We start from the raw sequence: 26,993 nt of genomic DNA on the forward strand, positions 1-26,993 counted from the left end.
AGCTCCCTAAGGCTGTCTTTTTTTGTTTGAAATAGAAAAGGTACAGGAAAAATAGGAAGAGAAAGCAGAGGAGGGATAGAGATGAATATTCCAATTTGGACGGAGGAGCATGTGAGGGCCTCGCTTCCTGAAAGAGATGCGGAGAGCCATAAAGGCACGTACGGTACCGCATTGCTTCTGGCGGGAAGCGACGACATGCCGGGCGCAGCGCTTTTAGCCGGGCTTGGTGCCATGCGGAGCGGTCTCGGCAAGCTTGTCATCGGCACGTCTGAAAGCGTGATCCCGCTGATCGTTCCGGTTCTGCCGGAGGCCACGTATTGGCGTGACGGCTGGGAAAAAGCGGCGGGCTCTCGCCTTGAAGAGACGTACCGGGCAATTGCGATCGGTTCGGGGCTTCCGCAAACAGAGAGGGTGCAGCAGGCCGTTGATCAAGTCCTTGAGAAGGATTGCCCCGTTATTTTGGATGCCGGGGCGCTGACAAAGCGCACGTATCCGAAACGGAAGGCGCCCGTCATCCTTACGCCGCATCCAGGTGAGTTTTCCCGAATGACAGGGGTTCCGGTGAAAGACTTGCAAAATAAAAGAGAAGAATATGCCAAGGAGTGGGCGGTTCAGCTGCAAACGGTGATCGTGTTAAAAGGAAATCAAACCATCATCGCGTTTCCCGATGGCGACTGCTGGAGCAATCCGACCGGAAACGGGGCACTCGCCAAAGGCGGAACCGGCGACACACTGACGGGAATGATATTGGGCATGCTTTGCTGCCACAAAGACCCGAAACATGCCGTATTAAATGCCGTATACTTGCACGGTGCATGCGCCGAGCTTTGGACTGACGAACACTCTGCTCATACGCTGCTCGCCCACGAGCTCTCTGACATGTTGCCTCGTGTGTGGAAACGATTTGAATGAAAAAAGCTGTCTTCATAGGGAAGACAGCTTTTCTTGATAAGCCGCTCGTTTTTTCAGGCGCGGTTTCATGAGTACATAATATAGAACAGAAGGCACGGCTAAGCCGATAATCCATGCAATATCCCCGCCGCCAAACATTTTTGCCAATGGCCCGATGTAAAAGGATGTATTGATAAACGGAATTTCTAACAAGATGGACAGAATGAAAGCAATCGTTGTGATCCAATTGACTCTTCCATATGGCCCGTTGACATCAAACATCGCTTTGACCTCATAGTTCCCGTGGCGGACGAAGTAGTAATCCACTAAATTGATCGCCGTCCATGGAATTAAGAAATAACTGATAAAAAAGATAAAATTCAAAAACAGCTCCATAAAATTACTTTGCCCGAGAAGGCTTAGGACTGTTCCGACGACGGTGACGCCAAGGATCATGATGATTCTGATTTTCGGTGTGACTTTTAATTTCAGAAACGGCTCAAGCGTAGTCGTCGTGGACATAAAAGCTCCATACAAGTTAAAGACATTAATCGCCATCTGGCCAAATAAAACAATGATCAGCATAATGAACGAGAAGGGACCGAACAATTGCACAATCTGGGTCCCTGAGTTTGTCGTAAAATCAGGAAGTGCCGTGGTCAGCAGCGCGCCGAGCAGCATCATCCAGATGGAGCTGACAGATGTTCCTGCGTAGCTGTACCAAAACGTTTGGGACGCCGGTGTTTTAATTGGCAGATATCTGGAATAATCGGCGACATAAGGCGCATAGGCAAGCTGCCAAGTTGCTACGGCGCTGACTGCCACCAAGAAAACGGGCAAGTCGATCGTCCCGGGCATCCAGCTGCCTGCCGGAATCGGTAATTGGAAAATGAGTATCGTTGCAGCAAAAAATACGGCAAAAGAGGTCCAAGACAGGATTTTTTGCATTTTGTGAATCAAATCATGACCGAAAATGGTGAGTAAAAAACATGCGGCGCTTAAGCCTATAATGCTCCATGATCCCGGGATGGGAACAAAGCTGCTTAAGGTTCCGGCCGCCAGAATCGTGCTGCTTGCGAAGAAACCAAGGTAGATAAACATAACTAAGAAGAGGGGAAGAATCGCTCCGATTACGCCGAATTGGGCACGGCTTTGAATCATTTGCGGGATGCCAAGCTGAGGGCCTTGCGCGGAATGAGACGCCATAAATATGGCACCGATTAAGGTTCCGCAAATAATAGCGGCAACACTCCAAAACAGATTAAGTCCCATTGCCACGGGAAGAGTACCGGTCACTAACGTGGTGATATGCATATTAGCCCCAAACCATACGGGGAATAAATCTTTCGCTTTACCATGTCTTTCTTCATTCGGAATATGTTCAATCGTTCGCCTTTCTACTTTCAATGCATCGTCCTCCATATTGGATGTTATTTAAAATCGACATAAAGACATAGCTTAGCAGACTATGAGGGGGTTTACAAATGCGGATGTACAGCCAAACGTCCGAGAAGCCTGATCTGTCAATAGCTGAATAGAATTGTAAAAAAGCTGAACGGTTTCGAATCCGGTGTCGTCTCATAAGGCAGAAAAACAAAAAAAGGGGGATCGCGGCCATTGGATACATGTGAAGAACAGCAGCTGATTCAGCAGGCGAAAGAGGGAAACGATGAGGCGTTTACAGCCCTTTTCCACTATCATTATTCTTTTTTATACAAATATTTGTTAAAGCTTTCCCTTCACCCTGATCTCAGCGAAGAACTTGTACAGGAAACCTTTCTGAAAGGGTACATTCATTTAAGAAGCTTCCAAGGCCGTTCCAAATTCTCCACGTGGCTGATCTCTATTGCATCGCGGCTCTATCTCGATCACCAGAAAAAGAGAAAGAGAGAATGGAAACGGAATCAGGCGGTTACGGAGGAAGCAATCCGCAAGATCAAGTGGGATGTGTCGTCGAAAGGGGCAGAGTGGAGCGAAACGCTCGATCTGTTTTCAAAGCTGGACCCTAAACTGCGCACGCCGGTTTTATTAAGGCATTACTACGGTTATACCTACGCCGAAATCGGAGTGATGCTTCAAATCAAAGAAGGCACTGCAAAGTCAAGAGTGCATAAAGGGCTCCAGCAAATCAGAAAGGAGTGGGACGATGAATAAAGAAAAGCGATCTCTTCATTTAAAATCAGAATTGCAGAAAATTGATGAAACAGCCAATCCCTCTATACCGAATCAAAAAGAACTGCTTTACCAGCTGTCACTAATGAAAGCTGAACGCAGAAGAAAACTGCTAAAAGAGATCATCTTATTTGTATTCTGCGCGCTGATGGTTGTGAGTGCGGCAATCCTGGCATTCACTCAAGCTCCCGCTGTGTTTATCGTACTTCAGGTTTGTGTGCTTGCTACCCTGCCGATCTTGATTGTGAACGAGAAAAAAAGACAGCTCGGGGAATGCGAGGTGGAGCGCCGATGACACAAACAGAAATGATCATAACGGCTGCGGCTTATCTCATCGTATTAGCGCAGGGAATCTTTTTATTTATTGATGCGAAAAAACGAAATCGCATGGCATGGGTCTGGGGAATTGTCGGGCTGATTCAAGCGCCGATGCCTCTGATTTGCTATTACTTTTTTGTTATTAAGCCGGACCGGAAGAAAAGGGGGATTAAGCAATGAATATTTCTTGGGAAATGATTTTGCCGCTGATTGTATTGCAGTTGGTTTTGGCGGTGTTTGCCCTTATCAGCTGTATAAAAGAAGAGCGGACAAACGGGCCAAAGTGGATGTGGGCTGCAATCATCGTATGTATCAATATTATCGGGCCGATTTTATTTTTCACCGTCGGCAGAAAGCAAAGGTGAGCGGGCATGCTGTCTATTGAGTCATTATACAAATCGTACAGGCATCATGAAGCTGTAAAGAATGTCAGTTTTCACGTGAATGAAAACGAGTGTGTCGCACTATTAGGCCCTAATGGAGCCGGTAAAACCACAACGCTGCACATGCTGGCCGGACTGCTTTCGCCAACCTCTGGAACCATCAAGCTGTTAGGGGAGAAAAAGCCGGATCGTCGTTTGATCGGGTACCTTCCGCAGTATCCTGCCTTTTATTCGTGGATGACCGCAAACGAATTTTTAACATTTGCCGGGAGACTGTCAGGGCTTTCAAAGAAAAAGTGCCAAGAGGAAATCGGCGGGATGCTTGAATTTGTCGGCTTGCAGGAAGCGGCACACAAAAGAATCGGCGGCTATTCAGGCGGCATGAAGCAAAGACTCGGTCTGGCACAGGCGCTGCTCCATAAACCGAAGCTGTTGATTTTGGATGAACCGGTGTCCGCTCTTGATCCGTCAGGACGGTTCGAGGTGCTCGATATGATGCGGGAGCTGAAGAAGCATATGGCTGTTCTGTTTTCCACACACGTTTTGCACGATGCAGAGCAGGTGTGTGATCAGGTGGTGATCATGAAAAACGGGGAGGTTTCATGGAAAGGCGAATTACAGCAGCTTAAGAACCAGCATCAAACGAACGTTTTCACCCTTACAGTGAAAGAGGAGCTGAGGGGCTGGCTTGAAGAGAAGCCTTACGTATCAGGTATTGCCTATATGAATCCGTCGCAAGCTGTTTTCGAGCTGCCTGGTATACACGCTGGCCGGACATTGCTGAGTGATTGTATCCGAACGGGATTGACCGTCACCCATTTTGAACAGAAAACGGAGTCTCTTGAAGACGTCTATCTAAAGGTGGTGCACGCATGAAGGTGATGATGACTCTATTTCAAAAAGAATGGCTCGATGGGTGGAAAAGCGGCAAGCTGATCTGGCTGCCGATCGCGATGATGATCGTCGGGCTGACACAGCCGCTGACCATTTATTATATGCCGGAAATCATTGAACACGGAGGAAACCTTCCGGACGGCATGAAAATCAGTTTTACGATGCCTTCCGGGTCTGAAGTGATGGTCAGCACGCTTTCTCAATTCAACACGCTTGGCATGGCTCTGGTCATCTTCAGCGTGATGGGCATCGTGGCGAATGAAAGAAATCAAGGCGTAACGTCGCTGATCATGTCGCGGCCTGTGACGGCAGCCCATTATATCGTGAGCAAATGGCTGACCCAAAGCGTGATCGGAATCGCGTCCTTTGCAGCTGGATACGGGCTTGCTTATTATTACGTCCGGCTGCTGTTTGAGGACACATCCTTCAGCCGCTTTGCCGGAAGCCTTGGCCTTTACGCTCTTTGGATCATGTTTATTGTGACAGCCGGCCTTGCCGGAAGCACGATGTTTCGGTCTCTCGGAGCAGCCGCGGCTTCCGGGATCGGGCTGACGGCTGCGGTTTCTTTTGCTGTTTCGCTATTTCCTGATGGTGCGAAATGGCTTCCGGCTGCGCTTTGCAAGCAGGCGGAGCATATCCTTCTTCATGGAGAGCGGGCGGATTTTTTCGGATGGTCGCTCACATTCTCTATTTTGTCCATCGTGCTTCTGGCCATGTTTTCTGTGTGGCGCTTTCAGCGATATGAAAGCTATTAATTGGCCATGCTGCGCTTTTGCATGAGCATGACAAGAAAGGCGGCAAATGCCAGCGCCCCGGCTCCATAAAAAACCCCCGAAAGCCCGAAAAGCTGTGCGATTTTTCCGGCGAGAAGGGGTCCAAGGAAGATGCCCAATGCATAAAACGATTGATAGAATCCCATGACTGACATTTTTAAAGGGGCAGAACTGATATGGACGACATGGCCTAGCAGCAAAGGGAACACGAAACCGAGCGCCATCCCGATGCAGGCGTGCGTGATGCAAACCGTGAACAATGTAGCTGAAAAAGGAACGAATAGCAAACAGGCTCCGGTCACTGCAAAACTGGAGAGCAGCACGGAGTAAGCGATCCGGCTTGTCATGCGCAGAAACACAACGCTTAATGTGGCGGCTGCGTGAGGGAGGAAAAAGGCGCTCATCACCCAAAGCAGCTCCGCGTCACCCAATCCGAGCTGATGAATGTAAAGCGGTGTAAAACCAAACACTGTCATAAATAACACCGCGTGGGCGGTCATAGAGAGGATGGTGAAAAGCTTGAGCTTCGGCAGCCGCAATGTGTCTTTGATGTATTGCGGCACACCGATTGTGTCGCGATTCGCGGGAGAAGCCGACGGGTCTTTAATAAAGCAGCAAATTACCAGACCGGCGGCCGAGGCCGCCAGCGCCATCCAAAACGGAACCTGCCTGCCTAAGTGGGCTGCCGCAAGCCCGCAGAACACAATGCTGATAAACTGAGGCATGACGGTGAAAAACTGCATGATGCCCATTGCTTTTGAGGCATTTTCGCTGTTGGAATATTGTGCATATAAAATCGTCGCCATGACCCACATAGAGGCGGTGATCCCCGCAAACAGCCGGGCGGCCAGCACGAAGAAGAAAGAATCAAACAGCAGAAAAAGCAGGCTGCTGAGGATGGAAAACCCAAACCCGCCAATTAACAATTGTTTGCGTATAGAAAACAGGATGTCTGACAGCAAGCCGAGCGGAAATCGAAGAAGAATTTGCGTCACCCCGTAGCTGCCGAGAATGATGCCGATGGCGCCATAGGAAAAGTGCAGGTCCTCCAAATACAGGCTGAATACAGGGACGTAAATATAGCCTGAAAACCAAAAACAAAATATCATGCATAAGAAAACGGCGTGATCTAAAGCGCCGATTGTTTTTTTCTGAGACATCATGTCCTGCTGTAATTCCATCTTTCCTCTCCACCTTTTTCTTCCAGTACAACACAATTGCTGAGAGCGTTTCAATAGAAAAATAAAAAACAGGACTTCCAAAAGCCCTGTTCGATGTTTTAATACGGGTCAGACGGATGACTTTCCTGTTCAGCTTGCATTGCAGCCTGTTCAGTCGCTGTTGTGCCGATCGGTCCGTTGCTGTTGTTTTCGGTGGCTTTTTTCAGCCCTTCTGCCACGCGTTTTCCGTAGTCGGGATCAGCTTTTGTGAAATTCTCTATCATTTGATCCTGAATTTCTTTTCGGCATGTAGAAAGTGTATTAACCAGATTCGTGATCAATTCGTTCCGTTCAAATTCTGAAAATCTCCGGTAGGTCTCTCCAGCCTGTCCGAAGTTGTTCGTTCTGTTGAGCGCTTCACGCTTTACATCACCTTCGACATGGGGCGTATGATCTTTGCCATCCTGATTCGCTTCCTTCAGCCCGCCCATAATCGATGGCTCATAGTTGACGTGCGGGTTTTGGCCTTCTGCTCGATCGACCCGATATTGCATTTGCCCGCCTTCCTGGTTGGTGGCGACATGCTTATTCGGCGAGTTGATCGGAAGCTGCAGGTAATTTGCGCCTACACGGTAGCGCTGCGTATCAGAGTAGGCAAACGTCCGCCCTTGCAGCAATTTATCATCTGAAAAATCAAGCCCATCGACAAGCACTCCCGTTCCGAATGAAGCTTGTTCCACTTCCGCATGGAAGTTTTCCGGATTTTTATTAAGAACCAGTTTGCCGATCGGCTTCCATGGAAAATCGTCTTTATACCACAGCTTTGTCGGATCAAGCGGATCAAAGTCCAGTTCAGGATGCTCATTATCGCTCATAATTTGGGCATACACTTCCCATTCCGGATAATCGCCATTTTCAATTGCTTCATACAAATCCTGTGTTGCATGGTTAAAGTTTTTCCCTTGAATCTCTTCCGCTTCCTTCTGTGTCAGGTTGCGGATGCCCTGCTTCGGTTCGAAATGATATTTCACGAGGACGGCCTTGCCTTCCTCATTCACCCACTTATAGGCGTGTACGCCTGAACCCTGCATGTGCCGGTAGTTGGCCGGAATGCCCCAAGGCGAAAATAAGAAGGTGATCATATGTGTCGCTTCAGGAGACTGGGAAATGAAGTCGAAAATACGTTCACCATCTTGGATGTTGGTCACTGGATCAGGCTGAAATGCGTGGACAAGATCCGGAAATTTCAGCGGGTCGCGAATAAAAAAGATTTTCAGGTTGTTCCCGACCAAATCCCAGTTTCCGTCTTCGGTATAAAGCTTCACGGCAAAACCGCGCGGGTCTCTCAATGTTTCGGGTGAGTGTTTTCCATGATTCACCGTAGAAAAACGGACAAATGCCGGCGTTTTCTTGCCTTTTTCCTGAAACAGCTTGGCCCGGGTATACTTTGAAATCGGTTCGTCTCCAAAGCTTCCATACGCTTCAAAATACCCGTGTGCACCCGCTCCTCTGGCGTGGACAACCCGCTCCGGGATGCGTTCACGGTCAAAGTGGCTGATTTTTTCGAGAAAATCGTAGTTCTCAAGTGTTGTAGGCCCTCTGTTCCCGACCGTTCTCACATTTTGGTTGTCAGTGACAGGGTGCCCCTGCCTGTTCGTCAAAGTATCCTCTGATTCGTTTTTCCCGGATGTCTTATGAGAAAGCGTATCTTCGCTGCTTTGGGCATTTGTTCCGTGATGCTTGTTTTGGTGCTCATCTTTCATTGATTGGCCCTCCTTTTTTGAACGATAACAATATGCCCTGAATGGAAAGATTTTAAAACAGCCGTTTTTCTTCATCAGGTTGGGGAATGGTACAATGTACAAAAATCGGTAAAAGGAGAGGTCGATTCGTGACGAGAGAAAGACATCCGCTACCCATCACGTTTTATCAAAAAACCGCCCTTGAGCTTGCCCCGGCGCTTCTCGGCTGCCTTCTGGTTAAAGAGACAGACGAAGGCACAGCATCAGGCTATATTGTGGAAACAGAGGCCTATATGGGAGCTGGAGACAGAGCGGCCCACAGCTTTAACAACCGCCGGACGAAGCGGACTGAGATTATGTTTGCGGAAGCTGGGCGGGTGTATACATACGTCATGCACACCCATACATTGCTGAATGTCGTTGCCGCAGAAGAGGATGTCCCGCAAGCGGTACTAATCAGGGCGATTGAGCCCCATGAAGGGCAGCTGTTAATGGAGGAGAGAAGGCCGGGCCGGCGTCCGAGGGAATGGACAAACGGACCTGGAAAGCTGACGAAAGCGCTTGGCGTCACGATGAATGACTACGGACGCTGGATCACGGAACAGCCCCTTTACATTGAAAGCGGGTACACACCGGAAGAAATCTCAACCGGCCCGCGCATCGGCATTGACAACAGCGGAGAGGCACGCGATTATCCGTGGCGTTTCTGGGTGAAGGGAAATAGGTACGTGTCGCGTTAGCATGTTTATGCAAAAGAGAATCAGGGGAATGGTTGAGAAAAAAGAAGGGAGAATCGGAGCTTTGAAAAAGATGATCAAAACCGTTATCAAATGGGCGCCGCTCATTTACCCGATTGTACGAAAAATCATGAAGGATCGGAAGGCGTCAAAACAAAAGAACACGTCCTCATCCCGAACAGCCGGCTGAACCCGGCTGTTTTTTTATGGGTCCGTTTCCCCTCTTGTCCTCCCGATGTTCATTGACTTGCCATTCTCTCCATTATAGAATTTATATACATTTCATTCCTTCACCATCCTTTCTGCCTATTGACTTTATCCCTGCATCTACTTGATAGGAGGTTTTTCTCATGCTTCATGGGCGACTTCGTGATATTCTGCGCTTGCTGATGGCGGCTGAATCCCCGGTGACTAGCTCGTTTTTTGCCGCGCAATTAAACGTAACGACGCGGACGGTCCGCAATGATATAAAGGAACTGCAAGGTGTGCTGAGCGGTCATGGCGCCTGGGTCCAATCGGTAAGAGGCTCCGGTTACAAACTCCGCATTCAGGATGAGCAGACATTCAGAACGCTGCTGCAAGATGTATTTCAGCAAAAAAAGGCCCTGCCGGTGTTGCCGGAGGAGAGAATGATTTATCTTATGAAACGGCTGCTGCTGGCGGAGCATTACCTCAAGCTCGATGAATTGGCTGAAGAACTATTTATCTCAAAATCTACGCTGCAAACGGATTTAAAAGAAGTAAAGAAACGGCTGCTGCCTTACCGCATCGTCATGGAAACACGACCGAATTACGGCTTCAAGCTGCGCGGGGACGAGGTGCAGATGAGATATTGTATGGCTGAGTACATTGTCGATGAAAGAGAAACGGAGATTGATGTTCTGAATGAAAAGGCTAATATTTTGCCGAAGGAAGAAATTGAGATCATCCGTTCCGCCATCCTGAAAAAAATGAAAAACGACCGCATTCCTCTCTCTAACTTGGGACTGAATAACCTCATCATTCATATCGCCATCGCTTGTAAACGAATCAGAACGGAAAACTATGTCTCTCTTTTCCCGGAAGATATGGATCATATCCTGCATCAAAAAGAATATCAGGCTGCAAAAGCCATCGTAAAAGAGCTGGAATCAGCTCTCGCCGTTACATTTCCGAAAGACGAGGCGGCCTATATCGCCATGCATCTCCTCGGCACAAAACGAATGACACAATCCCAATGCGGGGAAGACACATTTTCAATAGACGAAGAAACCGATCAGCTGACTTTTGCTATGATCAAGGCAGTTGATCGTGAACTGAAGCTCGGCATTCTGCATGACAAAGAGCTGAAAATTGGCTTGGCGCTGCATGTGAAGCCGGCGATCAGCCGCAATCGATACGGCATGAACCTGCGAAATCCGATGCTGGCAGCGATCAAGGAACATTATCCTCTCGCTTTTGAGGCCGGAATCATTGCGGGAATGGTGATAAAGGAAGAAACGGGCATCGACATTCATGAAAACGAAATGGGTTATCTGGCCCTCCATTTTGGCGCCGCGATTGAACGAAAAAAAACAGAAAGCCCGCCGAAACGCTGTATCATTGTGTGTGCATCAGGTGCCGGGAGCGCCCAGCTTCTGCGTGAAAAACTCCGTTCCCATTTCGGCAAGCGGCTCGATATTCTGGGAACTGCTGAGTATTACAGTCTTGACCAGATATCCTATGAATCCATTGATTTTGTCATCAGCACCATCCCGATCAAAAAAGAGCTGCCTGTACCAGTGCTGAAGGTTAACACACTCTTGGGCGGAACCGACTTTACAAAAATAGAATCCATTCTAAGGGATGAAAAAGAAAAAGCGGTCCGCTACCTGAAAAAAGACCTCGTTTTCTTCCAGAAGGATCTGCGCTCAAAAGAAGAAGTGATTCAATTTTTAGGGCGGAAAGCGGTTGATTGCGGCTATGCAGATGATGAACTCATCGCTTCCATTTTTGAACGAGAAGCCATGTCGCCAACGTGCTTCGGCAATCTTGTTGCCATCCCGCACCCGCTCGTTCCGCAGACGAAAACAACGTTTTGGGTCGTTTGTACGCTGAAAAAACCGATAGATTGGGAGAATCAGCGTGTTCAATTTGTTTGTCTGCTTTGTGTTGAAAAGGAGAACAAAGCGGATTTGCAAAGCATGTACAAATTGCTCGGCAGCATGTTGGATGACCCGTCGGCGGTAAACCAGCTGATCAAATGCCGTTCGTATCAAGAGCTTTCGGAAGTGTTTGACCAAAAAATGCTGAGCTGACAGCCTGTATATACCTTTTTTCCGTTTCCTGCGGAAAAACCTTGAGTGTTTATGAAAGCGATTTCATAATATGATGATATCAACAGCAGGACATGACAAAATTGATTAAACTCTAGGAGGTCTTTTACATGAATATATTACTCGTTTGTGCAGCAGGCATGTCTACCAGCTTACTGGTGAGCAAGATGGAAAAAAGTGCGCAGGAACAAGGAAAAGACTATACCATTTGGGCAGTTTCAGGGGATTCTGTACAACAACATATTGATAAAGCGGATGTATTGCTTCTCGGCCCGCAAGTCCGTTATATGCTTCCGCAGCTGAAAAAATTAGGAGAGGCAAAGGGGGTTCCGGTAGACGTCATTAATACCGTCCATTATGGCACGTGCAACGGGGCGGAAGTGCTGAAATCGGCTGAACAGCTTGGACATGTGTCATAGAGAGGGGCGGGCTATGTGAATAAAGTCAATCAGATCTTAGAAGAAAAGGTCATGCCTATAGCGGGAAGAATTGCGGGCCAGCGTCATTTGCAGGCGCTGCGTGATGGTATCATTCTCACGATGCCGCTGATTATCATCGGTTCCTTTTTCCTCATCATCGGCAACCTCCCGATCCCGGGCTACGCTGAGTTTATGGCAAAAACGTTTGGCAGCTCCTGGTCTGATAAACTGGACTACCCAGTCGACGCCACCTTTGAAATTATGGGCCTTGTCGCCGCGTTCGGCATCGCCTACCGGCTCGCCGAGAAATATGGTGTTGATGCCTTGTCGGCCGGAGCCATTTCACTTGCGGCATTTTTGTTAGCGACACCGTATCAAGTGCCGTTTACGCCTGATGGTTCGACGAAAGAAATCATGGTCGGCGGCGGAATTCCGCTAACACTCATGGGAAGCAAAGGTCTGTTTGTCGCCATGATTATCGCGATGGTATCAACTGAGATTTACCGCCTCATTATCCAGCGCAATTTGGTCTTCAAAATGCCGGACGGTGTTCCCCCGGCGGTCAGCAAGTCATTTGTCGCGTTAATCCCCGGCTTTGCCGTCATCTTTCTGATTTGGGCAGCCCGGCTGATTGTTGAAGCAACACCGTTTGAAAGCCTTCATAATATTGTAAGCGTTTTATTGGGGACGCCGCTTTCTATTCTTGGCGGAAGTCTCGGAGGCAGCCTTGTCGCTGAAGCCGTCAAAATGCTTTTATGGGCCTGCGGTCTTCATGGAGCAAACATTGTCGGCGGCGTCATGGCACCGATTTGGTACGGCGCCATGGATGCCAATAGGATTGCCTTCCAAGCCGGTGAGGAGCTGCCTAAGATTTTCACCCAGCAATTTTTTGATATCTGGATCAATATCGGCGGAAGCGGCGCCACTTTGGCGCTGGTTGTCACAATGTTCCTGCGCGCCCGAAGCAAACAAATGAAGCAGCTCGGAAAGCTTGCGATCGGACCGGCCATTTTCAATATTAACGAACCGATTATTTTCGGTATGCCGATCGTCATGAACCCGATGCTTTTACTTCCGTTTATCATCACGCCGCTTGTCACAGTGACACTCACATACATCGGAATGAGCACCGGGCTTGTCGCCAAACCGGCGGGGATCGCAGTGCCGTGGACCATGCCGCCAATCTTTTCAGGCTATTTGGCGACAGGGGGAAAAGTCTCAGGTGCGGTCATGCAAGCCATTAATCTCGCCGTATCCTTTGTTGTCTACTATCCGTTTTTCAGAATGTGGGATAAACAGAAGCTGAAAGAAGAAAACGATCTGGAGCTGGCCCAAACGCCTGCAGCATCAGATGACAAAGAAGCGGCTCTGTAGAGAAAGGAAGTGAATCGCGTGAATGAGAAAATGGAGCAAATCATTTTTCAAATCATCCTTCACGGAGGAAACGGAAGGAGCTCCGCAATGGAGGCCATTGCCGCTGCGAAAAGCGGTGACGCAGAAGAAGCGCGGAACAAGCTTCAAGATGCCGCAGAAGAATTGTCAAAAGCCCATCACTATCAGACAGAGCTGATTCAAAATGAAGCGGGCGGAGAAAAAACGGAAATGACGCTTCTGATGGTTCATGCACAGGATCATTTAATGAATGCGATGACAGTGAAGGAACTGGCGGCGGAGATCATTGAGCTATATGAAAAAATCACCGAGCAAAGGGGAGCAAGCATATGACAAAAGGATTAAAGATTGTAACGATTGGCGGAGGTTCGAGCTACACGCCAGAGCTCGTGGAGGGATTGATTAAACGGTATGATGAGCTGCCTGTCCGTGAATTATGGCTCGTCGATATCCCCGAGGGCGAAGAAAAGCTCAATATTGTCGGCACGCTCGCCAAACGGATGGTTGAAAAAGCCGGTGTCCCGATTGACATTCATCTTACGCTCGACCGAAGAAAAGCGCTGAAAGACGCAGACTTTGTCACGACTCAATTCCGCGTCGGACTTCTGCAGGCAAGAGCCAAGGATGAGCGCATCCCATTAAAATACGGCGTCATCGGCCAGGAAACGAACGGCCCGGGAGGCCTGTTTAAAGGATTGCGCACGATTCCGGTCATCCTTGAGATCGCAAAGGACATAGAAGAGCTCTGCCCGAACGCATGGCTCGTTAACTTCACAAACCCTGCCGGCATGGTGACAGAAGCCTTGCTTCGCTACTCCAACCTGAAGAATGTCGTCGGTCTCTGTAACGTTCCAATCGGCATCAGAATGGGCGTAGCCAAAGCGCTTGATGTAGATGTGGAACGCGTAGAAGTCCAATTCGCCGGATTGAATCATATGGTGTTCGGGCTGGATGTCTTCTTGGACGGCGTCAGTGTGAAGGATCAAGTCATCGAAGCAATGGGTGATCCGAAAAACGCGATGACGATGAAAAACATCTCAGGCGCAGAGTGGGAGCCGGAATTTTTAAAAGCGCTCGATATCATCCCTTGCGGCTACCACCGTTACTATTTTAAAACAAAAGAGATGCTGGAGCACGAACTGGAAGCATCACAAACGGAAGGCACCAGAGCTGAAGTGGTGCAGAAGGTCGAAAAAGAGCTATTCGAACTCTACAAAGACCCGAACCTTGCGATCAAACCGGAGCAGCTGGAAAAACGGGGCGGCGCTTACTACAGCGATGCCGCGTGTAATTTAATCAGCTCCATTTACAATGATAAACACGATATTCAGCCGGTAAACACGATCAATAATGGTGCGATCGCCAGCATCCCAGACGATTCCGCGGTTGAAGTGAACTGCGTGATGACGAAAAACGGCCCTCAGCCAATTGCTGTCGGGGACTTGCCGGTATCTGTCCGGGGCCTCGTCCAGCAAATCAAATCCTTTGAACGTGTCGCGGCAGAAGCGGCTGTCACAGGCGACTACCAAACAGCACTCCTCGCCATGGCGATTAACCCGCTCGTTCCGTCCGACACGGTCGCTAAACAGATTTTAGACGAAATGCTGGAGGCGCACAAAGCGTATCTGCCGCAGTTCTTTAACAAGATTGAAGCATAGAAAAGCCGGCCTTCAGTGGGCCGGCTTTTTCTTACTTGCTTTCAGTCAGCGCTGCGACCTCTGTCGTCCATCCGAATTCGTCTGCGACAGCGCCTTTTTGAATGCCTGTAATCGTGTCATATAGTTTTTTGGCGATTTCTCCTGTTTCACCGTTGTTAATCGACAGTGTTTCATCCTGCCAGATCAGCTCGCCGACTGGAGAAATAACAGCCGCTGTACCGGTTCCGAAAGCTTCTTCGAGGATGCCGTCTTGATGGGCTTGGATGACCTCATCGATCGCAATTTTCCGTTCAGAAACTTGAAGGCCCCAATGCTTGAGCAAGGCGATGACGGAATTGCGCGTAATGCCTTCCAGGATGCTTCCGTTCAGCATCGGCGTTACGATTTCACCGTTGATTTTGAAGAAGATGTTCATGCTGCCGACTTCTTCGATGTATTTCTTCTCAATGCCGTCCAGCCAGAGCACTTGGGAAAATCCTTTCTCTTCGGCTACCTGCTGCGCTTTTAAGCTTGAAGCATAGTTCCCCGCGGTTTTGGCATTTCCCGTTCCGCCTTTTACCGCACGGACAAATTCATTTTCAACAGCGATTTTGACCGGCTTGATGCCTTCTTTATAATAAGAGCCGACCGGAGAGAGAATGATAAATAGTTTATACGTATGAGATGCCGCAACACCGAGAAAAGGCTCGGTTGCGATGATGAACGGACGGATATAAAGGGACGTGCCCTCCGCGTTCGGAATCCAGTCTTTATCGATTGCGACAAGCTGTTTTAAACCTTCGAGAACCTGTTCTTCATCGATTTCCGGGATGCAGAGTCGGTCGTTTGATTGATTCAGGCGCTCCATATTTTTTTCCGGTCTGAAAAGCAGGACATGGTCATTCTCTGACACGTAAGCCTTTAACCCTTCAAACACGGTTTGGCCGTAGTGATATACCATTGCGGCCGGGTCCATTGAAAAGGGTTGATAAGGAATGATTCTTGGATCGTACCATCCTTTATCCGCCGCATAGTCCATTACAAACATGTGGTCTGTAAACACTCTTCCGAACGAAAGCTGATTAGGATCTGGTTTCGGTTTTTTTGTTGATGTCAATTCAACGCGAATCGTATGTTTAGTCATGGTCAATCTCCCTGCTGTTAAATTGTTTATATTATCAAACTTATTTGAAAATAATTTATATTCTATTGTATACCTTCAACAAATATTCGCAATAGGTTTGCTCAAATTTGTAAGAAATTCATAAGAAAAAAGCAGGAGAAATTAATTCTCCTGCATGTTCATTTGTTCGAACACCCTGTCATAATCGGCGCGAGTGGCATTACGAAGACCTTCAACACGTTCATTTGTAATCTCTTGTTTGCCTTCTTTCAAGCCGTCCAAGAAATATTGAACATATTCTTCAGCTGAAATGCCGCGGTACGTCAGGCCTTGTTTATCGCGTGACTTTTGGTTTAATCCCGTGTCCACCATAGGAGGCGCCATTTCAATCACTTCCACGCTCGTATCGCGGAGTTGGTGTCTGAGCGTAAGCGAGAACGAGTGCAGCGCCGCTTTTGTTGCGCAGTACACTGGATAAACAGCTAACGGGTTAAACGCAAGCCCCGACGTGACCTGAACAATTGCCGCCTCGGATTGCTTCATCAAATGAGGTGTGAAAAGGGCTGATAAATGGACAGGCGCTTGGAAATTAAGTTCAATTTCATCTCCGTCCACAAAAAGCTCCTCAGTCCCTTTGGCAAAGTCGATTTCCTTTTGAATGCCCGCGTTGTTGACGAGAACATTCAGCTCCGGAAATTCCTTTAGAGCCCATTCAAACAAAGCTTTCCGCTGCGAACGGTCTGCAACATCACATTGCTTCGTATGGATGTTTGGGAGCTGCTGTTTCGCTTCCTTGAGACGCGCTTCGCTGCGTCCGCAAATGATGACTTCACTGCCGAGTTCCAAAAGCCGCTTGGCCAGTTCAAGCCCGATGCCCGCGGAACCGCCTGTGATTAAAACTGTATTGCCTGTCATCTTCATGGATGTAACACCTCTAATTCAGTTGGCTGTGATTCCTTTACTATTTCAAATCTTAGCAGGAAATATGCAGCCGCGTCCTATGGGATGCTCAGGATGAAGTGACTTTTCCGGTTCTATAAAATTCGTCAATCGCTTTATCGACATACACCCAGCCTTTCCAGCCGATGTGAATGGTATCTTTCATGAAGTACGGGTCATGTTCATGCCCAGAAAAATCAGCAACCTGGAAGCCCTTCGCTTTAATCTGTTTATTCACCTTTTGGTAATAGTCAGTGCGGCCTTTTTTCGGGAAGCCTGTGTAGTCGTACCATTTTCCGTTAACAGGAATAGTGACAAACATAGGCTCTGCTCCCGCATCCTTCAGGATATCAAGCATCAGCTCGAAATCACCGTATTCCGGTGACACCGCATACGATTTTCCTTTGTTTTTCCCTTTCAGCTTAGGCACTTTCGGCTTTAGCTTTTTATAAACAGGGTTGTCGATGTGAAAATCGTTAGACCCGGAGTGGCGTTTGCCGGATTGTTCTGCGAGTTTATTTAATTCAGCCCATGACTTATCCTTTACTGCCTGTGAGATATGCCGCTTTGGACCGGATGATTCCGTCGCTGAATAATACAGGTCTTTCTTTTCCAGCATGCTGTAATACACTTTTGCCGCCGGCTTCAGCGCGTTCACTTTCCACGTCTGCCCGTTTACGATTGCTTTGTACAGCTCGGAAAGAATCTCATCGTTTTGCACGGCCTTAAAGCGCAGCATGCGTTTCATCATTTTCTTTTTCACATCGGGGTCGACCTGCTCGTTAAACGCCAAATCAAGCCCTTGCAGCGCGGAATAGTTCGGCGCGAAATGCTGTTCATCAGACCCGCGCTTAATAAACCATTGCGGAGACACGATGAATACGATTTTTTTGCCCTTCAACTGATCCATATGGGCAGCGAAGTTTAAAGAATGAATCAATGACTGTGATCCGCCTTTGCCGACAAGGTATGGCGTGAACCCCTCATTGTTCACCTGAAAATAGTTAGATGGGTGGAACTCGTCCAGCCGGGAAAGCTCAGATGACCCGTAAATCGGAAGATATGCCGGATCTTTGAGCATCTGGTCTTGTAAATAAAGCCCTTGAAACATACTTGGGTTCAAGGCTGTTGCTGATTCTTTCACCCGCTTATCGGTGATGAAGCCTGTCAGCCATGAAGATGGAATTGCGATGGCGCCTGCGAAAAGAATAAACGCCAAAATAATTGGACCGAAAAAACGCTTTTTCATTATTTCAACTCAGACAGCTGATTTACAATGTTGTTAGGTGTATTCCATATATCCCGGTCAAACTCAGTGATCGGCACTAAAATATCAAAACGGTTTTCAATCGCAAGCAGCAATTCTACTGTTCCAAAAGAATCAAGCAAACCTTCTTCAAAAATTTCAATATCAGGATTTTCCTTTACGATGTCATCCTGGCAAACCTCTGCTAAAACGTCTAATACCTCTTGTTTAAATTCCATAGCTTTCTAATCTCCTTTAATGGTGGTGATGAAATAGTTTTCCTGAGAAAATATAAAATCCGAAGCAAACGAAGTGGAATGTGATCACAATCGCAAGAGCGGTTGTCCAGCGGTTGGACGGCAGCCATTTGTATTTCTTATTCCACTTCTCGAAAAAGTTGTAACACGTCATCAGCACGGCGTGATAGAGGCCGTAGATGATATATTGCGGCGCAAGCCCGTGCCAAACCCCCATCAGCATAAACAGCAGGAAATACCCGATGTTTGAGACGGCCATACGGTTTTTGATCCACTTTTTCTTTGTCATCCAAAATACAAATCTCATAAACACATAATCTCTGAACCAAAATGACAGAGACATATGCCAGCGGTTCCAGAAATCTTTAATATTTTTACTGATAAACGGTTTATTAAAGTTTTCAGGTGATTTAATGCCCATTATATAGCTGACCCCGACGGCAAACATCGTGTAGCCGGCGAAATCAAAAAATAAATACATGCTGTAGCCGTACATGTACAGGAGGTTCCCAAGAATCTTATTGTGCGTGATCGCGGGAAGATTCATGATGAAGTACGTGTTGATGGCGTAGCCGATAATAAACTTGTACAGGAAACCGATAAAGATTTTATGAATCCCTGTATACAATAGATCGGCGTATTCTTCTTTCGTCCAAGCCTTCTGTTCATCCTTGACGAACCGGCGGTATCTGTCGATCGGGCCGGAGGAAATCGTCGGGAAAAACAGGATAAAATACAGCAGGCGGTGCAGCGGCAGCTGTTCCTTCAACAGACCGTCTCTTGCTTCCATAATCAGCTGAACGCCTTTAAAGGTTAAATACGAAATCCCTAAAAAGCTGATCAGATTATGTGGCGGGTGGTGCGGCTGCGGGTGTGAAAGAAACGGCCATATTTTTGACAAGAATAAAGGCAGAATCGATGCGATAACAGCCCCGCAAAAGACAAAGCCGCTATTCGCTTTCTGCCTGTACGCCAAGTAGCCGCTGATCAAAAGCACCTGCCATATCGTAAACAGACACAGGGCGATGACCCCGTGTACGTCGTGCGAAAAAATTAAAGCTAATATAATGATAGATATGAACATGTTGTATGCTTGAAATCTTTTTCCGTTCAGGCCGAGAATGATCGTCGGCAGAAGAAGAATGCCAAGCAGTATAAAGAATAAAAACGAGCTGTAAGGCGTCATACAAGAACCTCTTCGCCGATGCGTTTCCGGTCAATTTTGCCGTTAGCCGTCATTTGAATGTGATCCTGGTAAATGAATTTTCTCGGGATCATATATGCCGGAAGGGAAGCGGCAAGCTCTTTTTTAATGGCGCTTGTCAGCTGGAATTCCTTCTGGAACTCATGCTCCTCAGGCACAATAGCGGCGATCAGGTACTCAACTGTTTCGTTTGGCTGATACGGAATCACGACAGCAGAGCGAACGTACTGAGACTGTCTGACATGGACCTCGATTTCCTCGAGCTCCATTCGGTAGCCGTGAAGTTTAATTTGGAAATCCAAACGTCCTTGGCAGAAAATCTGACCATCTTGGATATAGCCGGCATCGCCAGTCCGGTATGCCCACTGCCCTTCATAAGAGAAAAACGCTTTATCCGTCAGTTCAGGTTCGCCAAGGTAGCCTCGGCTTACGCTCGGCCCTGCAATGACGATCTCTCCTTTTTCTCCATCAGGAAGCGGCTGTCCCTGTTCGTCCATAATGAAAATGTTCATATCTGGCTTAGCGAACCCGACGGGAAGCGATTCGTTGCGGCTTATGACGTCATCCGTAATTTCAACAGATGTGACAGCCACTGTTGCTTCGGTCGGACCGTACGTATTAAAGAGGTTTGCTTTCGGAAAACGCTCAAGCAGCGCTTTTGCAACAGAAACCGGGAGTACCTCTCCACAGAACATAAATGTGTCCGCATGAGGCAGCAGGTCCTGTGAAAAACCCGGGTCCATCAGGCACATCTGCACAAAGGAAGGCGTTGATGTCCACACATTCAGCCCGGACTTCTTCAGCTCTTCGAATAAGATTTTCGGCTTATTCACAGCATCCTTTGTCACGCAGTGTAAAGTCCCGCCTGATTGAAGGCACGGATAAAGGTCCATGACAGATAAATCAAATGAAAACGGCGCTTGGTTTAAAAATGTTTTTCCTCCGCTGACTGGAAAATCTGCACAAATCCAGTCTGTGAAGCTTTGAAGATTCGCGGCGGAAATCTGCACGCCTTTCGGATTTCCTGTGCTTCCGGAAGTGTAAATGATATAAAACGTTTCGTGTTCCTTGACCCATTGACCTTGGCTGACAGAGCCGTCTTCGTTTTCCAGCAGTTCTTCTGCTGAAACCGTCTGAATCTGGTAGCTGTCTGCATCAATTGAAAGTCCGGCAGCATGGATTAACAATTCTGCTCCAGAGCTTTCGATAATTTTCGCGATCCGCTCGGACGGAATCGACAGATCAACTGGAATATAAGGATGTCCCGCTTTGACACTTCCCAAGAAGGAAACGATCATGTGCGGCTCCATATGGCCGTACACAAGGATAGGGGCTTTCTTTTCCCCGGAAATGCGTTGTTGGATCGCGGCAGCCGCACGGTCAGACTGCTCCCATAATTCCTGATACGTGAGCGACTGGCCTTGAGAGCGGAAGACAACGGTTTGCGGATAAGATTCCGCATGTGTTTGAATAGCATGTAAAAGTTTCATCTTTATTCTCTCTCCAATTAGAAATCGTTATAAATATATGAACCGGTGTTCGCGGTGTGAAAACCATACATAAAAAACAAAACAAGCAGTATTATCAAATAAAAACCTGTATGACATGTCCACTTGACAGCGGGCTTTTCATACAGCTGTTTCATCAATTGCAGCATATCAAAAATCCTTTCCCGTTTTTTCGACAATCACATGAGTATTTGACGATTAGATGCTCAAAAAGTTTCATTTTTTCCCTAAACTCCTCAAATAAATATATCGGCATTTTGCTATTGAAAATGAATCTTTATACCCGCTAGGGCAAGAATGAATTGTCTGAGGCTGATTCATTATAAAAGGTAAAGGTAGAAGGAGTAAAAATGATCTTTTTAACTTTTAAAAAGCGTAATGCACTTAAAAAAAATTTTCTGTATTTGTTCGTTCAGGTGAAAGCAGAAAACTGATGAAATCGGGGCGGAAAGCGTATAATAAGAAAGAAAACGCCTTCTTGCGGTATCTTGTGAAATGGGGGAGAAGTCATTATGATAGATAAGGAAGCAAAAGGAGTTTTTATCAAAGCTGCCGGCTGAAAAAAGTAAGCCTTTTAATAGAAAGGAAGAGGAAGATGAACCAAACAAATAAGGGTGAGGGTCAGACAGCGCCGGAAAAAGAAAGCATGGGGCAGATCCTTTGGCAGTTAACCCGTCCTCATACGTTAACCGCATCGTTTGTGCCTGTGCTGCTCGGAACGGTTTTGGCGATGTTTTATGTGAAGGTTGATCTGCTGCTGTTTCTGGCTATGCTGTTTTCTTGCTTATGGATCCAGATTGCGACGAACTTATTTAATGAATACTACGATTTTAAACGCGGGTTAGATACAGCAGAATCTGTCGGAATCGGAGGTGCGATTGTACGCCACGGAATGAAGCCGATCACGATTTTGCAATTAGCCCTTGTATCATATGGGATTGCCATTTTACTCGGCGTCTATATTTGCGCGAGCAGCAGCTGGTGGCTGGCTCTGATCGGCCTTGTCGGCATGGCGATCGGCTACCTGTATACAGGCGGGCCGCTGCCGATTGCATACACGCCGTTCGGTGAGTTATTCTCAGGCATTTGTATGGGTTCGGTGTTTGTGCTGATTTCGTTTTTCATTCAGACAGATAAAATCAATTTGCAAAGCATTTTGATTTCGATCCCGATTGCGATACTTGTCGGTGCGATTAACCTGTCGAACAACATTCGCGACATTGAAGAGGACAAAAAAGGCGGACGCAAAACATTAGCGATTTTGATGGGGCATAAGGGAGCTGTCACGGTCTTAGCTGCGTCGTTTGCTGTCGCTTATATCTGGGTTGTCGGCTTGGTCATCACCGGTGCCGCAAGCCCGTGGCTGTTTGTCGTCTTTTTGAGCGTGCCTAAGCCGGTTCAGGCAGTGAAGGGCTTCGTCCAAAAAGAATTGCCGATGAATATGATTGTCGCAATGAAATCAACAGCCCAAACGAATACATTTTTCGGATTCCTGCTCTCGATCGGGTTATTGATCAGTTACTTCCGGTAAAAAGAAAGACCGCTTGTTTTTCGTGCGGTCTTTTTTTGTTACATTCGACCGCATTTTGTAAAAAAATTCATAGAACCATACTGGAAGCAGGGCCGTCTAGTACATGGACAGCGGATAAAGATCCGTTAAAGGAGATGACGAAAATGGATTTATCTGTAACACATATGGACGATTTAAAAATGGTAATGGAAGATTGGAAAAATGAATTATTAGTTTATAAATTTGCGCTTGATGCTCTGGATACAAAGTTCTCAATTATCAGCCAGGAATATAACCTCATTCACGGACACAACCCGATTGAACATACGAAATCCCGTGTCAAAAGCTTTGAAAGCATCGTGAATAAGTTAATGAGAAAGGGCTGCGAGATTACGACGAAGGAAATGAAAGAGCACATCCACGACATTGCCGGTGTTCGCATCATTTGCTCCTTTATTTCGGATATTTATAATGTCGTGAATGTCTTAAAGCAGCATGATGACCTGCGAATCATAAAGGTAAAGGATTATATCCAGACGCCAAAACCGAACGGCTACCGAAGCCTGCATTTAATCATTGAGATGCCTGTGAATTTAACGAACCGTGTGGAATACGTCAAAGCGGAAATTCAAATTCGGACGATCGCGATGGATTTTTGGGCGAGTCTTGAGCATAAAATTTACTATAAATTGAACAATGACGTTCCTAAGCCATTAACAGATGAGCTGAAGGAAGCCGCGGAGATCGCCCATTATTTAGATGAGAAAATGCTGGGGATTAAGAAAGAAGTGGATTAGAAAAGACGGCAAAGTGCCGTCTTTTTTATTGAATATCTTCATAAATGTCAGGGGCTTTCGCCTTCATTTGTTTCTTAATGGTTTTCGCTTTCTTCTCTTTTTTCACAGCCTGATAGACAGCGTTTGTCACAAGATCGCCGGCCTGCTGAAGGCGTTCTTTGCTGACATGTTCGATCGAGTCTTCAGGGGTGTGATACCACGGCTCAACTTCTTCGGTTTCCGGATCTCCCCAAATAAAGTTGGCTGAATCAATGCCGGCTTCGTGGAACGGCACATGATCAGACGATCCTCCCTGTGTCAGAGACAGGCTGTCAAACCCAATGTTTTCAGCGGCCGTCTGGCTGGATTCCCAAACAGCGTTAGATTGGCCGTCCAATGTGTTGACATACAGCTCAGACGCATTCTCCCAGCTTGTGCCGACCATGTCTAAGTTGAAGTTCACTTCACTTCGTTTCAACTCTTTTTCCGATAGATGATCTACATAATATGATGAGCCGAGCAGGCCAAGTTCTTCAGCGCCGAAAGCGATAAAGCGGATTTCTTTGTCGGAAGGAAGGCTTTTTAAGACGCGCGCCATTTCCAGCATGACAGAGGTTCCTGAGCCGTTGTCATTTGCCCCGGGGGAAAAAGGAACACTGTCGTAATGGGCCGTCACGTAGACGATCTCTGGATCTTTGATGTTCTTTGGTTTTTTGATCCCGATGATGTTCTGGGAGGTCTGGTTTGTGATTGCTTTTAGGTTTAAGGTTGCTTCTTTTTGCTGGGTAAGGGTTTCGCCGTCTTCTTTTTTAATTCCGACGACGGGAATGCCGACTTCATTGCCTGACAGGTTTGGCGTCACAGGCACGAGGCTTTCTTTGTTGTTATAAATGATGACAGCCTTGGCTCCGGCGGTTTGGGCATTTTTCGCTTTCTCGTAAAATGTAAGGTCTCCTCTGGAAATCAAAGCGATTTTGCCCTTGGCGTCAGCGGTGAAGTCCTTTGGATAGCCCAATCCGGCATTGTAAAGCGGAGCTGTCAGCCCTTTTTCTTCTGTAGGGGCTGAGCCGGATGCCGCTCGGAGAAGAATATCGTGTCCTTCTGAAGAAAGCGTTCCCTCAAGCCGGTCAGGAATACCGAATCGTTGAACCTTCACATCAAACTTTAATTTTCTCAAGGATGAAGCGATCAAAAGGGCACTCTTTTTTTCAGCGGCAGTTCCGGCTATTCTGGGGCCAATTGTTTCACTAAGCTGAGAAATGGTTGAGTACGCACGCTTTGCGTGAAATGGAAGCTCCCGCTCGTTATCTGATATTTGAACAGCGCGGGCGGCAGGGGTGACACTCTGTGCCGGCATGAGAATCGTACCGGCAGTTAAAACGGCCATCGTCATGACAGTTAAAAGTTTTCTCATCAAAAAGAAACCTCCCCTAATGTATGGATGGGGAATATTTCGGGATGCTAAGGGAATTTCCTGCAAAAAGGAGAGCGTTTTTGAAAAGACAGTGCTTAATACCTGTAAAAAAACGCTTATGAATGAAGGGTCATAAGCGTTTTGGGATATCAATCTATTGGAGTTTTAAAAACTTGCGTTTGCCGACTTGGATGATCATATTCTCCTTTATCTCCGCATTGGCGTGAATATCTGTTATTTTCTCTCCGTCAATTCGGACACCGCCGTTTTGAATCATGCGGCGTGCCTCGCTCTTCGAAGAGAGGAGCTCTAATGTGACCAGCAGATCGACAATCGATAATGTTTTCTCACCTTCCCATTGGACAGCCGGAATATCATCAGGCAGGCTGTTTTCCTGAAAGACTGTTTTAAACGAGTGTTCGGCAGCTTCAGCCGCTTCGGCTCCGTGATACATTCGGACGATTGTTTTGGCTAAAAGCATTTTGGCATCCCGCGGATGAACGGCGCCGTTTTCTAGGTCTTTCACGAGCTGTTTTTTCTCCTCAAGCTCTAAGTCCGTTGCCAATTGGATGTACTTTTTCATCAGGCTGTCGGGCAGTGACATCGTTTTTCCGTACATGTCATTTGGATGTTCATCAATGCCGATGTAGTTATTTTTTGACTTCGACATTTTTTCAACCCCGTCTAAGCCTTCCAAAAGCGGCATAAGGATGACGACTTGTTTTTCTTTGTTGTATCGTTCTTGGAAATGCCGCCCCATCAGCACATTGAAATGCTGGTCTGTCCCGCCTAATTCAATATCGCTTTCGAGAACGACGGAATCGTATCCCTGCATCAACGGGTAAAAGAATTCATGAAGCGAGATCGGTTTTTGCATGGCAATTCGTTCTTCAAAATCGTCGCGTTCCATCAGGCGGGCTACCGTTATTTTGCCTGCCAATTCAATGACATCTTCCAGATTCAATGTTTTCAGCCATTTCGAGTTGTAGTGAAGCTCGATTTTTTCTGGATCCAGAACTTTCCCGAATTGCTCAAAGTATGTTTTGGCGTTGTGCTGAACTTCTTCATCAGTCAGCTGCTTTCTGGCTGCCGATTTTCCGGTCGGATCACCGATTTTTCCTGTGAAATCCCCTATTAACAGCTGGACAATGTGGCCGTTTTCTTGAAATTGGCGAAGCTTGTTTAACACAACTGTATGGCCCAAATGTACATCCGGTGCAGACGGATCTAATCCGAGCTTAATTTTAAGCGGTGTGCCTGTGAAAACGGATTTGACGAGCTTGGCCTTTAATTCCTCCGGCGGTATGACCTCATGGGCGCCAGTCATGTATAGCTGAAGCTGTCTTTCGACTTCTTTTTGCTGTGCTGCTGTGAGCTGCTCAAATGTTTTCATGATTCTTCCTCCTTTTTTAGAAACACAAAAAAGAGCCCATCCCGAAAAGGGACGTGGCTCAATGCACGCGGTACCACCCTGGTTGAAGACATCGTCTTCCGCTCATTCGAATAACGGTTTCCCGTTCTTTGCTACTAAGGTTCACAAAGAAAGCTCGGGGAGGTAATTCACGGTTGCCTGTGCGCCGGCTCGCACCTTCCGCCGGCTCTCTGAAACAGGGAGACAAAACGCTACTGGATTCCCGTCAAAGCTTATGTTGTATGAAGATTGTCAGCTACCTTTCTAAGCAGCTCTGTCAATGTTTTCTGTTCGTTCTTCGTCATACCCGCAATGAGCTCTGTTTCCCCTTTGTGAAACTCCGGGTAGAGCTCTTCGATCGCTTGTTTTCCGGAATCGGTGATGGAGACAAACACGAGCCGTCGATCTCTTGTGTCGATGCTTTTGCTGCAAAAATTCTTTCTTTCGAGCGTTTTGATCACGTTGCTTGCTGTAGCTGTTGAAATGCCTGACAGCTCAGCAATTTTTCTCGTTTCGAGCGCCCCCCATACCCATAGATCATAAAGGATGGAGAAAGCGGTCCAAGAAAGGCTATAGGAAGAAAGAACCTCAGTCTCCATTTTGACACGGAGCTTTTGCGCAGACCGATACAGGTTCGTCGCAATCGATATGGCTTCCAGGTTGAGTGACTCAACGGGCATTTGTTTAAGCTTAGAAAGTGTGTCATGTTCTTCTTTCCGAAGCTGCTGATGTTGATAGGAACGTTCCATTTTTTAGGCCTGCCTTAAATTATCAGAATCATTAGCTATGAAAT

General features: G+C 47.2%; 29 protein-coding genes and 1 other annotated feature. Of the genes, 16 read left to right on the forward strand and 13 right to left on the reverse strand.

Translation table 11 applies throughout. From position 1 onward, the window contains the following. Window positions 1-81: 81 nt before the first annotated feature. The gene (locus tag V6D44_RS06500; protein WP_087993243.1) at window positions 82-912 is read left to right on the forward strand and encodes an NAD(P)H-hydrate dehydratase; all 831 of its coding nucleotides are present in this window, start codon (window positions 82-84) and stop codon (window positions 910-912) included. Between the two features lie 12 nt (window positions 913-924). Here V6D44_RS06500 and V6D44_RS06505 read toward each other — a convergent pair whose 3' ends face one another. Continuing rightward, complete coding sequence (locus V6D44_RS06505) at window positions 925-2,298, reverse strand: purine-cytosine permease family protein (RefSeq protein WP_253268675.1); 1,374 nt, start codon at window positions 2,296-2,298, stop codon at window positions 925-927. Between the two features lie 210 nt (window positions 2,299-2,508). On the opposite strand from V6D44_RS06505, the gene sigY reads away from it, so the two are divergent. From sigY to V6D44_RS06535, 6 genes are read left to right on the forward strand one after another with little or no spacing between them, the layout of a single operon-like run. After that, on the forward strand, window positions 2,509-3,045 hold the full coding sequence (gene sigY / locus V6D44_RS06510; protein ID WP_253268674.1) for an RNA polymerase sigma factor SigY: 537 nt from the start codon (window positions 2,509-2,511) through the stop codon (window positions 3,043-3,045). Further along, window positions 3,038-3,358 (forward strand): YxlC family protein, encoded by a 321-nt coding sequence (locus tag V6D44_RS06515; protein WP_253268673.1) that lies wholly within the window; start codon window positions 3,038-3,040, stop codon window positions 3,356-3,358. The genes sigY and V6D44_RS06515 overlap by 8 nt, the downstream gene beginning before the upstream one ends. After that, the gene (yxlD, locus tag V6D44_RS06520; protein ID WP_253268672.1) at window positions 3,355-3,561 is read left to right on the forward strand and encodes a sigma Y negative regulator YxlD; all 207 of its coding nucleotides are present in this window, start codon (window positions 3,355-3,357) and stop codon (window positions 3,559-3,561) included. The genes V6D44_RS06515 and yxlD overlap by 4 nt, the downstream gene beginning before the upstream one ends. Further along, on the forward strand, window positions 3,558-3,746 hold the full coding sequence (gene yxlE, locus V6D44_RS06525; RefSeq protein WP_003218770.1) for a sigma Y negative regulator YxlE: 189 nt from the start codon (window positions 3,558-3,560) through the stop codon (window positions 3,744-3,746). Before yxlD ends, yxlE begins: the two co-directional genes overlap by 4 nt. A gap of 6 nt (window positions 3,747-3,752) precedes the next feature. Beyond that, the gene (locus V6D44_RS06530; protein ID WP_253268671.1) at window positions 3,753-4,640 is read left to right on the forward strand and encodes an ABC transporter ATP-binding protein; all 888 of its coding nucleotides are present in this window, start codon (window positions 3,753-3,755) and stop codon (window positions 4,638-4,640) included. Continuing rightward, window positions 4,637-5,413 carry an ABC transporter permease gene (locus tag V6D44_RS06535; protein WP_253268670.1) on the forward strand — a complete coding sequence of 259 codons (777 nt, stop codon included), beginning with the start codon at window positions 4,637-4,639 and terminating at the stop codon, window positions 5,411-5,413. Before V6D44_RS06530 ends, V6D44_RS06535 begins: the two co-directional genes overlap by 4 nt. Here V6D44_RS06535 and V6D44_RS06540 read toward each other — a convergent pair. Together V6D44_RS06540 and katX are read right to left on the reverse strand one after the other, a co-directional pair. Continuing rightward, entirely contained in the window at window positions 5,410-6,612 is a 1,203-nt protein-coding gene (locus tag V6D44_RS06540) for an MFS transporter (RefSeq protein ID WP_333516366.1), read from the reverse strand. The genes V6D44_RS06535 and V6D44_RS06540 overlap by 4 nt on opposite strands. A 98-nt stretch (window positions 6,613-6,710) precedes the next feature. Beyond that, a complete protein-coding gene (gene katX, locus V6D44_RS06545) occupies window positions 6,711-8,354 on the reverse strand; it encodes a catalase KatX (RefSeq protein WP_087993237.1) in 1,644 nt (547 codons plus the stop codon). Window positions 8,355-8,482: 128 nt separating this feature from the next. Between katX and V6D44_RS06550 the strand changes: the two genes are divergently transcribed. The 7 genes from V6D44_RS06550 to licH all read left to right on the forward strand — a co-directional run bounded on the left by V6D44_RS06550 (window position 8,483) and on the right by licH (window position 14,833). Beyond that, window positions 8,483-9,073, forward strand: coding sequence for a DNA-3-methyladenine glycosylase (locus V6D44_RS06550; RefSeq protein ID WP_087993236.1), 591 nt, complete (start codon window positions 8,483-8,485; stop codon window positions 9,071-9,073). 28 nt (window positions 9,074-9,101) lie between these two features. Then, a complete protein-coding gene (locus V6D44_RS06555; protein ID WP_087993235.1) occupies window positions 9,102-9,260 on the forward strand; it encodes a hypothetical protein in 159 nt (52 codons plus the stop codon). A 160-nt stretch (window positions 9,261-9,420) separates the two neighbouring features. After that, the gene (licR, locus tag V6D44_RS06560) at window positions 9,421-11,346 is read left to right on the forward strand and encodes a transcriptional regulator LicR (RefSeq protein ID WP_087993234.1); all 1,926 of its coding nucleotides are present in this window, start codon (window positions 9,421-9,423) and stop codon (window positions 11,344-11,346) included. 128 nt (window positions 11,347-11,474) lie between these two features. Continuing rightward, window positions 11,475-11,783 carry a PTS lichenan transporter subunit IIB gene (gene licB / locus V6D44_RS06565; protein ID WP_087993233.1) on the forward strand — a complete coding sequence of 103 codons (309 nt, stop codon included), beginning with the start codon at window positions 11,475-11,477 and terminating at the stop codon, window positions 11,781-11,783. 15 nt (window positions 11,784-11,798) lie between these two features. Then, complete coding sequence (gene licC, locus V6D44_RS06570; RefSeq protein ID WP_087993232.1) at window positions 11,799-13,157, forward strand: PTS lichenan transporter subunit IIC; 1,359 nt, start codon at window positions 11,799-11,801, stop codon at window positions 13,155-13,157. A gap of 18 nt (window positions 13,158-13,175) precedes the next feature. After that, window positions 13,176-13,508 (forward strand): PTS lichenan transporter subunit IIA, encoded by a 333-nt coding sequence (licA, locus tag V6D44_RS06575; protein ID WP_087993231.1) that lies wholly within the window; start codon window positions 13,176-13,178, stop codon window positions 13,506-13,508. Continuing rightward, the gene (gene licH / locus V6D44_RS06580; protein WP_087993230.1) at window positions 13,505-14,833 is read left to right on the forward strand and encodes a 6-phospho-beta-glucosidase LicH; all 1,329 of its coding nucleotides are present in this window, start codon (window positions 13,505-13,507) and stop codon (window positions 14,831-14,833) included. The genes licA and licH overlap by 4 nt, the downstream gene beginning before the upstream one ends. Before the next feature lie 31 nt (window positions 14,834-14,864). On the opposite strand, the gene V6D44_RS06585 is transcribed toward licH, so the two are convergent. From V6D44_RS06585 to V6D44_RS06615, 7 genes are all read right to left on the reverse strand, one after another. Further along, complete coding sequence (locus V6D44_RS06585) at window positions 14,865-15,956, reverse strand: branched-chain amino acid aminotransferase (protein WP_087993229.1); 1,092 nt, start codon at window positions 15,954-15,956, stop codon at window positions 14,865-14,867. A gap of 141 nt (window positions 15,957-16,097) precedes the next feature. Further along, window positions 16,098-16,856, reverse strand: coding sequence for an SDR family oxidoreductase (locus tag V6D44_RS06590; protein ID WP_202327864.1), 759 nt, complete (start codon window positions 16,854-16,856; stop codon window positions 16,098-16,100). A gap of 88 nt (window positions 16,857-16,944) precedes the next feature. After that, window positions 16,945-18,123, reverse strand: coding sequence for a D-alanyl-lipoteichoic acid biosynthesis protein DltD (gene dltD / locus V6D44_RS06595; RefSeq protein ID WP_333516367.1), 1,179 nt, complete (start codon window positions 18,121-18,123; stop codon window positions 16,945-16,947). Then, a complete protein-coding gene (gene dltC, locus V6D44_RS06600; RefSeq protein WP_087993226.1) occupies window positions 18,123-18,359 on the reverse strand; it encodes a D-alanine--poly(phosphoribitol) ligase subunit DltC in 237 nt (78 codons plus the stop codon). The genes dltD and dltC overlap by 1 nt, the downstream gene beginning before the upstream one ends. 16 nt (window positions 18,360-18,375) lie before the next feature. Beyond that, window positions 18,376-19,563: a D-alanyl-lipoteichoic acid biosynthesis protein DltB gene (gene dltB / locus V6D44_RS06605; RefSeq protein ID WP_333516368.1), complete on the reverse strand. Its 1,188-nt coding sequence runs from the start codon at window positions 19,561-19,563 to the stop codon at window positions 18,376-18,378. Next, window positions 19,560-21,071 (reverse strand): D-alanine--poly(phosphoribitol) ligase subunit DltA, encoded by a 1,512-nt coding sequence (gene dltA, locus V6D44_RS06610; protein WP_087993224.1) that lies wholly within the window; start codon window positions 21,069-21,071, stop codon window positions 19,560-19,562. The genes dltB and dltA overlap by 4 nt, the downstream gene beginning before the upstream one ends. Window positions 21,072-21,088: 17 nt before the next feature. Continuing rightward, window positions 21,089-21,238: a teichoic acid D-Ala incorporation-associated protein DltX gene (locus tag V6D44_RS06615; protein ID WP_039075082.1), complete on the reverse strand. Its 150-nt coding sequence runs from the start codon at window positions 21,236-21,238 to the stop codon at window positions 21,089-21,091. Between the two features lie 446 nt (window positions 21,239-21,684). On the opposite strand from V6D44_RS06615, the gene V6D44_RS06620 reads away from it, so the two are divergent. Both V6D44_RS06620 and ywaC read left to right on the forward strand, forming a co-directional pair. Then, on the forward strand, window positions 21,685-22,620 hold the full coding sequence (locus V6D44_RS06620; protein ID WP_087993222.1) for a 1,4-dihydroxy-2-naphthoate polyprenyltransferase: 936 nt from the start codon (window positions 21,685-21,687) through the stop codon (window positions 22,618-22,620). A gap of 143 nt (window positions 22,621-22,763) precedes the next feature. Then, window positions 22,764-23,396 carry a GTP pyrophosphokinase YwaC gene (gene ywaC, locus V6D44_RS06625; RefSeq protein WP_087993221.1) on the forward strand — a complete coding sequence of 211 codons (633 nt, stop codon included), beginning with the start codon at window positions 22,764-22,766 and terminating at the stop codon, window positions 23,394-23,396. A gap of 25 nt (window positions 23,397-23,421) precedes the next feature. Here ywaC and V6D44_RS06630 read toward each other — a convergent pair whose 3' ends face one another. The 3 genes from V6D44_RS06630 to ywaE all read right to left on the reverse strand — a co-directional run bounded on the left by V6D44_RS06630 (window position 23,422) and on the right by ywaE (window position 26,949). Then, window positions 23,422-24,789: a M28 family metallopeptidase gene (locus tag V6D44_RS06630; RefSeq protein WP_202327867.1), complete on the reverse strand. Its 1,368-nt coding sequence runs from the start codon at window positions 24,787-24,789 to the stop codon at window positions 23,422-23,424. A 154-nt stretch (window positions 24,790-24,943) separates the two neighbouring features. Further along, window positions 24,944-26,185, reverse strand: coding sequence for a tyrosine--tRNA ligase (gene tyrS, locus V6D44_RS06635; RefSeq protein WP_289349186.1), 1,242 nt, complete (start codon window positions 26,183-26,185; stop codon window positions 24,944-24,946). Window positions 26,186-26,226: 41 nt separating this feature from the next. Continuing rightward, window positions 26,227-26,439 (reverse strand) — a binding site (T-box leader). Next, window positions 26,434-26,949 (reverse strand): tyrZ transcriptional regulator YwaE, encoded by a 516-nt coding sequence (gene ywaE / locus V6D44_RS06640; RefSeq protein WP_202327868.1) that lies wholly within the window; start codon window positions 26,947-26,949, stop codon window positions 26,434-26,436. (Overlaps the previous feature by 6 nt.) Between the last annotated feature and the right edge of the window lie 44 nt (window positions 26,950-26,993).

The sequence above is a fragment of the Bacillus sp. 0209A genome (genome assembly GCF_036765095.1).
GTDB lineage: Bacteria > Bacillota > Bacilli > Bacillales > Bacillaceae > Bacillus > Bacillus subtilis_G.